We start from the raw sequence: 13,639 nt of genomic DNA on the forward strand, positions 1-13,639 counted from the left end.
CTCAGCGGGTCAAGGGCGATCGCCGCGCAGGGACGCCTCCAGTAGCAACGCGTCCTGGCGACCGCCCTCCCCCGCGGAGGAGAACGGAGTAGGCGCGAGCACGTCGAATCCGGCCTGTTCGAGCTCCCGTACCACCTGCTCCGCTTCGAGGAGCTTCAGGCGGCTCGTGCAGACGACGAAGGGATCGGACGTGGTGTCGGCGGGGTAGATGGTGATTTCCTGGACCTGCTCGGCCGGATACCGCATCAGGTGCAGCACGTACCGTCGTCCGCTCCGGCCCGCCAGCTCCTGCCTGCGCTCCGGTGACTCCGGCCTGCCGGTGTTGATCATGCAGATCAGGAACTTCCCGCCGGGCTCCAGATGCGCGCGGACCGACGCGTAGAGGCCGGGCCGATCGGCGTCGTCCAGCAGGCTGATCGAGCCGTAGCTGATGATCGCCGAGCCGAAGCGCCTGTCCAACGCGAACGCGCTCATGTCCCCCTGCACCACGGTGCACCGGTCACGGAGATCCGCCGGCGCGTCCGCCACCTGCTTCCCCAGGGTGTCGACCAGCGCGGGCGACAGCTCAAGGGCGGTCACCTCGAAGCCGAGCTCCAGGAAGGGGAAGGTCAGCCTGCCCGTTCCGGCGGCGAGTTCCAGCACCGGCCCGGACCCGGGACGAATGCGGGCAGCCATCTCCCGTGCCTCCACGGCGCCGTCCGCCTGCAGCATCAGATCGTCCGCGGCCTGCTCGCCGTAGAATTCGCGCAGCACGCCTCGCTCACCTGCCGAGGCCAGCAGGACATCGGCGTGCGCGGTCCGCACCGGGCCATGCTCCGGTTGACTGCTCATCGGGGTAACCTCCTGATAGGCATCCATCTCCGGCGCGAACGGAGAATCGACGACGCCGCGGTCACCCGCCCTCTTCCGCTACGGAAGCGCGAAGGGCTCCGGCACCGATCCGGGTGCCCGCGGCCTCGCCGAATACGTTCCGCCACCCGCGCCGGAAGCGCCGCGTCGAATGCGGCGCTGTCCGTTGACAATATCGGCGGTAAAACTGTTCAGCGGTCGATCATCGACTGCACGAGACCGCGCGAACGCGGCTGCGCCGCCAGCCGGTCGAACTCGGCCAGCCGCTCCGAGGGCGTGCGCACTCGAAGCATTTCGAGGAACTTCTTCTCGACCACCGGCACCGAGTAGTGCGTGTCCGCGTAGCGCGCGAGACGTGGCGCGCGTTCGCGTGCCGTGTCGGCGAAAGCGCGGAACTCCTCGTACGAAAGGCTGCGGTAGTCGTCCACGATCACGAGGTCAGGGAAAATTTCGTTCGTCGCGCATTCGGCGCGGCGGACGAGCGTGGGCACGCCGGCTCCGACGGCTTCGGAAAGCATGCGGCCCCAGGAATCGCTGACCGAGTTCACCAGCATGACGTCGAGCGCCTGGTAGAAGGAGCACATCCACTCCCACTGACGGTACTTGCCGAGGTGGAGGTGAATCCGGTCCGACGAGTCCACCCCGGCCGCCCGCTCCCAGCGCCGGCGGAGCTCCTCCTCCGTCTCCCCCTCGGTCGGGATGACGCAGCACAGGAGATGGACGCCCGGGTCGGGCACGGTGCGCAGGAACCACTCCGCGATCTCGTCGATGCCCTTCGCCGGATGCAACATGCCACCCACACCCAGCAGCGTGTCCGCCGGACCCAGGTTCAAACTGTCCCGGATCATGGCGCGGGACGCGTTTTCGGCGGGCACTTTCTGGGCGATGGGGACGATGCCGAAATCCAGTTCGCCGAGCGGGGGAACATCCCCGTGCAGCAGCTCGACATTGCGTTCCGTGAACGTGTACGGATGGATGTGGTGCCCGAGGTCCAGCAGTTCCTTGGTGTAGTTCGCCGGGATCGCGTCGGGAGACGCCGGTACCCGGTCGAACGGCGTGCTGTTTCCCCAGTGCTCCAGCTTCCACAGTATCAGTTGCCCTGGCGGCAGGTGCCGCAGTACCGACAGATGACGTTGGAAGAAGTTCGAAATCCGCAACCACAGCGGGGATTCCTGGGCGATGCCCGCCGCGATCTCCTCGTCACTTCGCGCGTCCCGGACACATTGGTCGAACTCGAGAGCCAGAAGTTGCCACTGCTTCTCCATGAACCAACCCCATCAGTCAACGAAACATACCGACATTGAAGACGATTTCCGCGGTGCGGCCGACGGAACCGTCATGGACACCCGATCGGCCACCGGCGAACTGTCGACGTACGGGGCCTTCAGGCCGGGTGATACGGCAGCCACTTCATACCGTCGGGCGAGGTCACCAGCCCGCCGGGGAACAGCGGCAGTTCGGGTTCGGCGTCTTCGCCGAGCATCGCCCGCATCTGCACCTGGCCCGCCTCCTGCATGGCCTGCTTGACCACCTGCGACTTGAACATCGGCACCATGTCGTCCCCGTCGCCGCCCGCCATCCGGTCCACCGCCGCGGCGAATTCGGCGCTGCGCTCGGCGATCCGGTCCGCGGCCGTCAGCGCCGTCTCACCGGAGGACACGCCACCGATCAGCTCGACGAACGACTCGATGTCGGTGTTCTCGTTCTTGGTGACCTTCTTGGCCTGCCAGAAGTACGATTCCTCGTTCACGTTCATCTGGTAGAACGACACGAGGAACTCGTAGAACACGCCGTATTCGCGGCGATACCGCGCCTCGTACTCGGTCAGCACGGTCTTCTCGTCCAGCTCACCCGCGAGGACGCTGTTGATCGACCGGGCCGCGAGCAGCGCGCTGTAGGTCGCCAGGTGCACGCCGGAGGAGAACACCGGGTCCACGAAGCACGCGGCGTCGCCGACCAGGATCATCCCCGGCCGCCAGAAGGTCGTCTGCTGGTACGAATAGTCCTTGCGGACCCGCAGTTCCCCGTACTTCCCTGTCGTCACCCTGGTCGCGTCCGCCAGGTAGTCCGAGATCATCGGGCACTCGGCGATCAGGTCCATGAGCGCCTTCTCCCGGTCGCCCTGGATCTTCTCGGCGTCCTCCCGGCGCACCACCGCGCCCACGCTGGTCAGCGTGTCGCTCAGCGGGATGTACCAGAACCAGCCGCTGTCGAAGGCCACGCTCAGGATGTTGCCCGAAACCGGCGCGGGCAGCCGCTTGCCGCCCTCGAAGTAGCCGAACAGCGCCAGGCTGCGGAAGAACTCCGAATAGTTCCGCGTGCCGCCGACACGGGAGTACAACCGGCTCTTGTTGCCCGAGGCGTCGATCACGAACCGCGCCGACACCTCCCGCGCGGTGCCGCCGGGATCGGTGTACCGCAGGCCGGTGACCCGCTCGCCGTCCTCCACCACCTCGTCGACCGCGCACCCCTCCCGCACGACCACGCCCTTGCTCCTGGCGTTGTTCAGCAGGATCTGGTCGAACTTCGCCCGCTCGACCTGATAGGCGTGCGACGTCGAGCCGCTCATCTTGGCCGACATCCCGAAGTGGAACGTCCACGGCTCCGGGCGGGCACCCCAGCGGAACGTGCCGCCCCGCTTGATCGGGAACCCGGCGCCGGCCAGCTCGTCCGCGACACCGAGCATCCGGCACACCCCGTGCACCGTGGCGGGCAGCAGCGACTCACCGATCTGGTACCGGGGAAAGACCTCCTTCTCCAGCAACAGCACCCGGTGCCCCCGCATGGCCACCAGCGTGGCCACGGTCGAACCGCCCGGCCCGCCACCAGCCACGACCACATCGAAGTCTTCGACCGACATCTCTCACCATTCCTCTATCGAATATCGGATTCCCGCGGCCGGCTTCCCGTTCGCTACCAGGTGACCGGGACCCGATCCGGACAGTCGACGAACGCGTTGCGGTACTTCACTTCCCCGATGGGCACCGCCAGGCGCAGCCCGGGGAACCGGCGCCAGAGCGCCTGATAGGCCATGCGCAGCATCGCCCTCGCCAGCGCCGCGCCCACGCAGTGGTGGATGCCGTGCCCGAATCCGACATCCGAGACCGGCTCACGGTTCGCGTCGACGATGTTGGGATCCGGCGTCAGCGCGTCATCCCGGTTGGCCATGAGAATCGAGCACAGGACATAGTCCCCCGCCCTGATCAGCTGCCCGTCGATGACCACGTCCCGGATGGCCAGCCGGGGATTCGGGCCCTGCACGGGCGACAGATAACGCACCAGTTCGGAGACCACGCGATCGGCCTTTTCCCGGCCCGACAAAAACAACTGTAGCTGCCCGGGATTGTCCAGCAGCGCGAGAACCCCGAAGCCGATCATCCCCGCGACGGTCTCGACACCACCGAGGATCAGCGCCACGCACAGGCCCTTCAGCTCCTCGTCCGTGACGTCGCCGCCGTGCTCGCGCACGATCATGCCGAGGAGTCCCTCGTCGGGGTCCTTCCGCTGCCGGGCGATGAGGTTGTCCAGGTACCGGTTGAACGCCGCGCTGTCGGCCGCCCTCGCCTGGAGGCCGCGGCCCAGATCGACGTTCCGCCTGATCCGCCGGACGAACTCGCGCCGATCGTCGCGCGGGATGCCGAGCAGCTCGCACAGGACACCCGCGCCGACGGGATCGGCGAACAGCCCCTGGAGATCCGCCGGCGCCCCCTCGGCCTCCAGCAGGTCGAGCCGGTCCTCGATGAGGCCCTGTATCGCGGGTTCCATCCGGCGGATCCGCCGGACCGTGAACTCCGGCGTCAGCATCCGGCGCAGCCGGGTGTGCTCGGGCGGGTCGTAGGTCGAGATCTGCCCGACGAACTGCGGCTCGATGTGTTTCCCCGATTTCGCGTGGGTGAACTGGGGCCGCGTCGTGAAATTCTCGTGATCACCCAATATCCTGCGCACGACGTCGTAGCCGAACGCCTGCCAGACATAGTCCCTGCCCAGCTGGGCGGACGCCTCCCCGACAATCCGGAACAGCGGGCCGTGCGCCCTGAGCTCGAAATTGTCCGCGTGCGGATCGCAGTTCGTTCTCATCTTGAAGTTCGCCGGTTCTCGCAAGAGTGGCGCGACCTCGTGGATATCGGGATTCATACCGAGTTGAAGCTCCTTCGCTGACCGGGAGCGCCGGCTGGTCTTCGCCGCGAAAACGCTGACGCCTGTAGTTTCATCGGTGATCGGGCAGGACGTCCAGCGCCGCGCGTGGACGGCCAGGACGATCACCACGCGACCGGCAGGCTGGTCAGTCCGTACGCCGGGGTGGTGAGACGGAACCTGTTCTCCTGGGCGGGTTCCGCGAGCCTCAGCGTGGGAAAACGCTGCCACAGGGCGGTATAGACGGTGCACAGTTCGAGGCGGGCGAGCGCGGCGCCCAGGCAGTGATGCACACCGTGTCCGAACGCGACGTGCGGGACGGGCTCGCGGGTGACGTCGAGGCGGTCCGGATCCGGCACCAGCGCGGGATCGCGGTTGGCCGCCGGGAGCGAGCAGAGGACGCTCTCCCCCTTCCTGATCACCTGGTCCCCGATGGTGACGTCCTCCATGGCGATCCGGGGTGTCGGGGCATAGGTGACCGTCAGGTAGCGGATCAGCTCGTCGACCGCCCGTTGCGCCGTCCGCTCGTCACCCCGGAACGCGGCGATCTGCTCGGGGTGCCGCAGCAGCGCCAGCACGCCCAGCCCGATCATGCCGGAGATGTTGTCGTCGCCCGCCAGCATCACCTGAACGCAGAAGCCTCTCAGCTCCTCGTCCGTGGCCTCGTCGCCGTATTCGGCGACGACCGCCCCGATCAGCCCCTCGCCGGGGTCCTTCCGTTCCCTGGCGATCATGGCCAGCAGGTAGCGGGAGAACGCCTCGCCCGCCGCCGCCCGCCGCCGTTGGCTTCGCGAGGCGTCGAGATGCCCGTGGCACAGTTGCATGAACATGGCCCGGTCGTCCCTGGGCACCCCGACCAGCTCGCACAGCACGGCACCGGGCACCTCGTCGGCGACGAACTCGACCAGGTCCGCGGGTGATCCGGCCCGTGCCATGGCATCGAGCCGTTCGGCGACGATCTGTTCGATGCGGGGCTGCAGGCGCCGCATCTTGCGCAGGGTGAAGCCGGGGGTCAGCTTCTGCCGCAGCCGGGTGTGCTCGGGCGGGTCGTAGTCCATCAGGTTGCCGACCAGCTCACGCGGCCGGAAGACGCCCTCGCCGCCGACCTCGTCCCGCCGGTCCCAGCGGCGCCGGGTGCTGAACCTCCGGTGATCGCCCATCACCTGCCGCACGACGGCGTGCGTGGTGGCCATCCACTGGCTCCCCGCGTCCGCTCCCGATCCGGTGGCGACCCTCGTCAGCGGTCCGGCGGCGAGCAGTTCGTCCGCCGGATCGAGACCCCGCCGTCTGATGTGGACAGGACGCGAGTCCTCGTCACTCACCGGGAAACCCCTCCAGTTCTGTCTTCATAAGCGGCGGAGCCGCTTGCTGTGGGCCGTCAACTTGCACCGCTGCGGGTTCTCAGACGTCCTCTCGCGAGGACAGCGGCGACGTGGTGAATCGGCATTCATGAGGAGACGATCCCGGAGTGAGAGGGCGTCTGAGGTTCCGCTACCCGCACCGCTACGCAAGCCACTTTCGAAATACTCGCTACTGCCATCGATTCTCCTTCCGGATCCGGCACTACCAGTCGAGCGGCAGGGCTTCCACGTTGAACGGCGGCTTGCCCAGCTTGATCTCGCGATCCGGTTCGGCCAGCCGCAGGGTGGGAAAGCGGTGCGCCAGCGCCGGGATCGCCACCCGGAACACCAGCTCGGCCAGCGACCGGCCGAGGCAGTGGTGGATGCCGTGCCCGAACGCGACATGCGCGGGCTTTTCCCTGGTGATGTCGAACCGGTCCTCCGGTCCGGGGAAGTTCCAGCGGTTCGCGGCCAGGAACGAGGGTGTGACGGTGTCGCCCGCCTTGATGGGGCAACCACTGATCCGCACGTCCTCCAGCGCGACGCGCGGCGTGGTCTTCTCGTCGCTGGTGAGGTACCGGACCACCTCGTCCAGCCAGTCCGGCACGGTGTCCGGCCGGTCCCGCAGCACCGCGAACTGCCCGGGCTCCTCGACCATCAGCCACGCGGCCCCGGCGAGAAAGCGAGCCACCTGGTCCCCGCCGGCGCCCATGACAAACGCGGCCACGCCGATCAGCTCCGCGTCGGTGATCTCGTCACCGTGTTCGCGCACCACGACACCGAACATGTCGTCACCGGGATCGCGGCGCGTCCGGGCCACGACCTGGTTCATGTACGTCCAGAACTTGTTTCCCGCCGCCAGGCGCCGCTTTCCCGACCGTTCGGCCCTGCTGGCGTGCAGGGCACGGGACAGCTCCACCTGGTCATCGCGGGGAATGCCCACGAAGTCACAGGTCACCGTCGTCGCGATGGGCCATCCGAACCGCGGGACGAAGTCCACCGGGCCGCCGGTGGACTCGATCTCGTCCAGGGTGGCTTCGACGATCTTCTCGACCTGTGGCTGAAAACCCCGCATCCGCCGGATGGCGAACGGGCCCGTCACCATCCGGCGCAGGCGCGTGTGTTCCGGTGGGTCGTACTGGGTGAGGAAGCCGGGGAAGATGAACCCGGCCGCGGTGCCCCGGTAGAGCAGCTTGGAACTGAACTTGTCCGAGCTGAGCACCTGCCGGATCTCGTCGTACCCGGCGGCGAGCCACGCGGTCCGCCCTTCGGGGGCGTCCTCGACGCCCAGTACGGGCATGGGGCCCTCGGCCATCAGGGCACGCAGCTCCGGCACCGGATCGAACCGGTCCCGCCGGTGTATGTCCAGGCCGAGATCGACGTTGATCTCCTCGAACGTGCCCCGGAAAACGTTGTTCTCCTCGACCACCGCACAGGTCCTTTCGCCTCGTCCAACCGTCCGGGTCGAACGGCTGGACACCTTCGCCTCAGGCGCCCATTTCCCGGATGAGGCTCTTCGGCCGCAGATCCGTCCAGTTCTCCTCGACGTAGGCGAGGCATTCCTGACGGGTGGCCTCGCCGTGCGCGCGGGTCCAGCCGGCGGGCACCTCCGCGAAGGAGGGCCACAGGGAGTGCTGGCCCTCCTCGTTGACCAGCACGAAAAAGGAACCGTCTTCGTTGTCGAACGGATTGGTCATCGTTGTGTCCCTTCACTTTCCGGCCGCGGCCGGAGTTTCTCGGCGACGATGGCTCCAATCTGGGCCATCGCCGCGGGTTGCACCATGTCGTAGTGGTTGGACGGGATCTCGTGCGGCTCGACGGTCCCGCTGGTGAAGTCCTTCCAGCTGGCCGTCGCCACCGGAACGGGAAGGTGCTCGGGACGGTCCTCCGTGGCGACGAAGAGCAGGATGTCGCCGGAGAAGGGCGAGGCGGTGTGGCGGGGCCCGACTTCCCAGAGGTTGCGCATGACCGCTTCGAGACGGGCCCTGGCGGCCGCCCCCTTGACCAGTTGCCCGGCGAGCTCCAGGTCCCGCTGGTTTCGCTTTTCGAGGGCCTCTTCCGCATCCGGGGAGCCGTCCGTCTTGCGTCCCATGTAGACGGGATAGGCGTCGAGCAGGGCGAGCAGGGCGACCTTTTCCCCGTCCGCTTCGAGCAGCCTGGCCATCGCCTGCGCGATCCTGCCGCCGAGAGACCAGCCGAGCAGGTGATACGGCCCGGCAGGCTGCACGGCGCGGATCTGGTCGAGGTAGTCGGCCGCCATCTCCTCGACACTGCCCGGCAGGGGTTCGGTACGGGCGAGGCCGCGTGCCTGCACGCCGTAGACCGGCTGGTCCGCGGGGAGATGCCGCAGCAACGGCTGGTAGTTCCAGCTCAGGCCCCCGCTCGCGTGGAAGCAGAACAGCGGCGGGCGGTCGCCCTCGACGCGCAGCGGCAGCAGGATCTCGTAGTCGCCGGTCTTCACCGAAGGGGCCGAGCGCCGCCGCTCGCCCACCACGACCAGGGTCTTGGCGGGGGTCTTCCTGGCGAGCAGGCCGGTGCGCAGCATCCGGTGTCCCGGACTCCCGAACGGACAGGGCACGGTCGGCCCCTCGGCCCTGCCCGCGTCCACCGCCGGCCCGGTGACGTAGAGATCGCCCACGGCCCCGGGAGCGACCGGGCTCAGCTCGTCGTCGAGCAGGAGCGCGCCGAGACCGTCCCTGGCGAGTTCGGCGAGCGCCGGTGGCACTTCCCCGGACCAGCGCGCCGGTGCGATGGCCGGACGGCCACGTTCGAACTCGTCCAGGAAGATGTCCAGCTCGCCGAGCCGCCGCCGCGGATCCTCCGCGACCTGTTCCAGCACCCGGACCAGCCGCCGGGCGATCGACTCCGCCGTGGTTTCGTCGAACAGGTCGGCGGCGTAGCGGAGGGTGCCCTCGATGCCGTCCTCGTGGTCGTCGTCGTCACGGCGCTCGGTGAGCTCGAACGCCAGATCCAGCTCCGTGGCCCCGGCCCCGCCGGGCTCGACGCTGGTGCGCAGGCCCGGCAGTTCCATGGCGTCCCAGGTACCGAGCTCCTCCTCCAGCACTTCCAGTCCCACCTGGAAAACGGGGTGCCGGGAGAGCGAGGCGGGCAGGCCCAGCAGTTCGGCGAGCCGCTCGAAGGGCACGTCCAGATGCTCGTGCGCGGCATGGGCCGCCTCCTGCACCCGGGTGAGCACCTCCAGAAAGGTCGGGTCACCCGAGACGTCCGTGCGCAGGGCCACCGGCCGGGCGAACGGCCCGATCATCGGCTCCAGGTCGACGAGGTCGGTGTCCCGGGGCAGCGTCGTGCCGATCACCAGGTCGTGGCCCGCGCCCACCTTGGCCAGCAGCATGACGAGCGCGGCGTGCACCACCTGGAGCGCGTCCGCGTCGGCCGGGGCCACCGCCGCCATCAGCCGGGCGTGCGGATCGGCGTCCAGCCGCAGCCCGACGGTGCCGGCCCGGCGTGACGGGACGGCCGGTCGCGGGCGGTCGAACGGCAGCACCGTCTCCTCGTCGATACCGGCCAGGTTTTCCCGCCAGAAGACGACCTGCTCGTTCGTGAGGCTGCCCGGCTCGTCCTCGTCTTCGAGCAGCCGCCGCTCCCAGATCGCGTAGTCGGCGAACTGCAGCGCCAGCGGCGCGCGCTCCGGGGCCCGGCCCTCGCGCCGCGCGCCGTACGCGGCCGCCAGGTCACGGAAGAACACCTCCAGCGAGCCGTCGTCGGCGAGGATCCGGTGCACCCGCAGGTGCAGCAGGTGTTCCTTGTCCGACAACGCGAACAGGTCACACCGCCACGGCGCCTCCCGGGTCAGGTCGAAGACCGCCGCGCGCCGCTCGGCGAGCAGCCCGGGAAGCTCCTCCTCGGTGGCCGGGACCGGAGTCAGCTCGGCCGTCCAGGCGTCGTGGACGTGCTGGTGCGGGCTCCGCGCGTCGCCGGGAAAGCTCGTCCGGAGGATCTCGTGCCTGGCCGCGACGTCACCGAGCGCCGCGGCCAGCGCGGGGACGTCCACCCGGCCACGCAACCGCAGTGCGACCGAGAGGTGCAGACCGGCCGTCTCCTCTCCGGGACGGGCCAGCAGCCAGGCGCGGAGCTGCCGGGCGGTGAGCGGCACCCGGTCCGGCCGGTCGGCGGCTTCCAGCGCGGGGCGGGACTTCGCGGCGAGCGCCCTGGCGATCCCCGCGGGTGTCGGCGAGCTGAACAGCTGCCGGATGGGCAGGTCCTCGCCGAGTTCCTCGCGGATCCGCGCGATGAGCCGCATGGCCAGCGCCGAGTTCCCGCCCAGGTCGTTGAAGGTGTCGTCGACACCCACCCGGTCGACGCCGACGATCTCCGCGAAGAGCGCGCACAGCACCTTCTCGGTCTCGCTGTCCGGCTCGTCCCCCGACGCGCTTCCCGCGAGATCCGGGGCGGGCAGGGCCCGGCGGTCGACCTTGCCGTTGGGGGTGACGGGCAGGCCGGGCAGGGCGACGACCGCGACGGGAACCATGTAGCCGGGCAGGACCGAGGCCAGCTGCCGCCGGATCTCCTCGGCCCCGGCGTCGCCGCCGTCGGACACGAAGTAGCCCACCAAACGCTTTTCGCCCGGCTGGTCCTCCCGCGCCAGGACGACCGCCTCGACCACGCCCGGCTGCGCCGCCAGCGCGGCCTCCACCTCGCCGAGCTCGACCCGGTAGCCGCGGATCTTCACCTGGTCGTCGGCGCGGCCGAGGAACACGATCTCCCCGTCCCTGCTCCAGCGGGCCCGGTCTCCGGTGCGGTACATGCGTTCGCCCTCGCGGAACGGGCACGCCACGAACCGGTCGGCGGTCAGGCCCGGACTGTTCAGGTACCCACGGGCCAGGCCCGTGCCCGCGATGTACAGCTCGCCCGCCACGCCCGGCGCGACCGGGCGCAGGAAGGTGTCCAGGACGTAGATCGCGCGGTTGGTCATCGGATGACCGATCGGCAGCTCCCGGCCGAGCGGGTCGCCGGGCTCGATCGGCAGCCACGTCGCGCACAGGGTGGTCTCGGTCGGCCCGTAGGTGTTGCGCACCCGCAGGCCGGGCTGGGCCCGCCGCAGGTTTTCCACCGACTGCAGGGGAACCACGTCGCCACCGGTCCCGATCTCGATCAGGCCCTCGAAGCATTCCGGCGAGGTTTCCGCCAGCGCGCGGAAAGTACCGGCGGTGAGGTGGACGTAGGTCGCGCCCCGGCGCACGGCCTGCCGTACCCCGGCCGCGTCCAGCACTCCCGGCTCGGTGAGCAGGACACGGGCGCCCGAGACGAGCGGCACCCACATCGCGTAGAGCGACGGGTCGAAGACGTGCGTCGCGTGCATCAGCACGCCGTCGCCGGGACCGATCCGCCAGCCCGCGTCACCCGCCAGACCGGCCACGGCCCCGTGTGGGATGCCCACGCCCTTCGGCAGGCCGGTGGATCCGGAGGTGTACATGACATAGGCGAGATCGTCCGCGTGCGGCCGGATCCCCGGCGCGGCACAGTCGCGCACCGCCGCGCGCGTTCCCGGCGCGTCGAGCACGATCGCGTTCTCCGGCGCGACCGCGCTGGTGGCTTCGGTGCACAGGACGGTCGAGACGCCGGAATCGTCGAGAATGAAGGAGATCCGCTCGGCCGGGTACTCGACGTCCACCGGAACGTAGGCGGCGCCCGCCTTCCAGATCGCCAGGAACGCGATCAGCAGCTCCGGCGAGCGCTCCATGGCCACCCCGACGCGGTCGCCGCGGCCGACGCCGCGGCCGGCGAGGTAACCGGCCAGCCGGTCCGACGCCCGGTCCACCTCGGCGTAGGTCAGGTTCGCGCCGCCGGCGTCGGTGATCGCCACCGCGGCACCGGATCCGGTGGCCACCCGCCGGGCGAACAGCTCGACGACGGAGTCGCCGGGCACCGGACCCGCGGTCGCGGTGAACTCGTCCTGTACCAGGGCGCGTTCGGCCTCGCTCACCAGCGTCAGGCGGCCGACGAGGACGTCGGGTTCGGCGACCAGCCGCGCCAGCACCCTGGCCAGCGCGCCGACGACCGATTCGGCGGCCTCGGGGTCGAACAGGCCCCGGTCGTAGTCGAGGATCAGCGGCATCCGCTCGCCGGGTCCGGTGATCAGCGTGAACGGGTAGTGCGACGAGTTCCGCCCCCGCTTCACCGGGATCAGGCTCAGGCCGCCGTCCGCGGCCCGGCCGAGTCCCTTGCGGGGGAAGTTCTCGTAGATGACGAGCGTGTCGAAGACCGCTCCGGGCCCGGCGACGGCCCGCACGTCCTGCAGGCCGAGATGCTGGTGCGCCATCAGGGCCGACTGGTCGCGCTGCAGCCGGCCGAACAGCTCGGCCGCGCGGCTCCCGCCGTCGAGCCGGACCCGCACCGGCAGGGTGTTGAGCAGCTGGCCGACCATCGACTCCACCCCGGCCAGCTCGGCGGGCCGTCCGGAGGCGGTCGCGCCGAACACGACGTCGTCGCGGCCCGCGAGCTGGGCCAGCACGACGGCCCACGCGCCCTGCACGACGGTGTTGAGCGTGAGGTCGTGGCCGCGCGCGAACTCCGCCAGCCCGTCCGTCAGTTCCGTGGACAGTTCGAGCACCGTCGTGTGGATGTCCGGGGCGCGGGCCGGATCGGGCGCGGCGACCGTGGTCGGCGTGTCCAGCCCGGCGAGTTCCGCCCGCCAGGCCGCCCGCGCCAGTTCCTTGTCCTGCCTGCCCAGCCAGGCGAGATAGTCCCGATAGGACACCGGGTCCGGCAGCCCGGACGCGGTCCCGCCCGCGGCGTAGATCGCGGCGAGTTCGCGGTGGATGATCGGCATCGACCAGCCGTCCACCAGCACGTGGTGCAGTGTGTGCACGAGCCGGTGGCGTTCCGGGCCCAGCCGGACCAGGTGCAGTTTCATCAGCGGCGCCGACTCGATACGCAGGCGCTCGGCCACCTCCGCCGCCGCCAGCCGGTCCACCTCGTCCTCGGCGAGGTCCTCCGGCAGCCCGGAAAGATCCGTCTCGCGCCAAGGGATTTCCGCGCCCCGCGCGATGACCTGCACCAGCTGCGCGCCGCTGACGTAGCGGAAACAGGCGCGCAGCGCGGCGTGCCGGTCCACGACGGCCTGCCAGGACGCCCTCAGCCGCGCGGAGTCCAGCGGGCCGTCGATGCCGTAGACGGTCTGCACCGTGTAGGTGTCCGCCCCGTCGCTACCCGAGGCACTGCCCGAGGCGCTGTCCGGGCCGCTGTCGAGCGCGGTGTGATAGAGCATTCCCTCCTGCAGCGGCGAAAGAGGCCATACGTCTTCCACGCTGGAGCGGGGTTTTGCGCGAGTATCGTCAACGGTCACGATCTGCTCC

General features: G+C 69.8%; 8 protein-coding genes. All 8 read right to left on the reverse strand.

The annotated features are described in order from the left end of the window. Nucleotides 1-9 precede the first annotated feature (9 nt). Nucleotides 10-831 (reverse strand): daptide-type RiPP biosynthesis methyltransferase, encoded by an 822-nt coding sequence (mpaM, locus tag ABD987_RS03150; RefSeq protein WP_345386625.1) that lies wholly within the window; start codon nucleotides 829-831, stop codon nucleotides 10-12. 209 nt (nucleotides 832-1,040) lie between these two features. After that, nucleotides 1,041-2,114: a glycosyltransferase gene (locus ABD987_RS03155; protein WP_345386627.1), complete on the reverse strand. Its 1,074-nt coding sequence runs from the start codon at nucleotides 2,112-2,114 to the stop codon at nucleotides 1,041-1,043. A 119-nt stretch (nucleotides 2,115-2,233) separates the two neighbouring features. After that, entirely contained in the window at nucleotides 2,234-3,709 is a 1,476-nt protein-coding gene (locus ABD987_RS03160; RefSeq protein ID WP_345386629.1) for a tryptophan 7-halogenase, read from the reverse strand. 53 nt (nucleotides 3,710-3,762) lie between these two features. Beyond that, nucleotides 3,763-4,983 carry a cytochrome P450 gene (locus ABD987_RS03165; protein ID WP_345386631.1) on the reverse strand — a complete coding sequence of 407 codons (1,221 nt, stop codon included), beginning with the start codon at nucleotides 4,981-4,983 and terminating at the stop codon, nucleotides 3,763-3,765. Between the two features lie 125 nt (nucleotides 4,984-5,108). Next, a complete protein-coding gene (locus ABD987_RS03170) occupies nucleotides 5,109-6,305 on the reverse strand; it encodes a cytochrome P450 (protein WP_345386633.1) in 1,197 nt (398 codons plus the stop codon). 241 nt (nucleotides 6,306-6,546) lie between these two features. After that, on the reverse strand, nucleotides 6,547-7,752 hold the full coding sequence (locus tag ABD987_RS03175) for a cytochrome P450 (protein WP_345386635.1): 1,206 nt from the start codon (nucleotides 7,750-7,752) through the stop codon (nucleotides 6,547-6,549). Nucleotides 7,753-7,810: 58 nt separating this feature from the next. Next, nucleotides 7,811-8,020 carry an MbtH family protein gene (locus ABD987_RS03180; protein ID WP_345386637.1) on the reverse strand — a complete coding sequence of 70 codons (210 nt, stop codon included), beginning with the start codon at nucleotides 8,018-8,020 and terminating at the stop codon, nucleotides 7,811-7,813. After that, a complete protein-coding gene (locus ABD987_RS03185) occupies nucleotides 8,017-13,629 on the reverse strand; it encodes an amino acid adenylation domain-containing protein (RefSeq protein WP_345386639.1) in 5,613 nt (1,870 codons plus the stop codon). The genes ABD987_RS03180 and ABD987_RS03185 overlap by 4 nt, the downstream gene beginning before the upstream one ends. Nucleotides 13,630-13,639: the final 10 nt, after the last annotated feature.

The organism is Amycolatopsis samaneae (assembly GCF_039541975.1).
In the GTDB taxonomy this organism is placed as follows: Bacteria; Actinomycetota; Actinomycetes; order Mycobacteriales; family Pseudonocardiaceae; genus Amycolatopsis; species Amycolatopsis samaneae.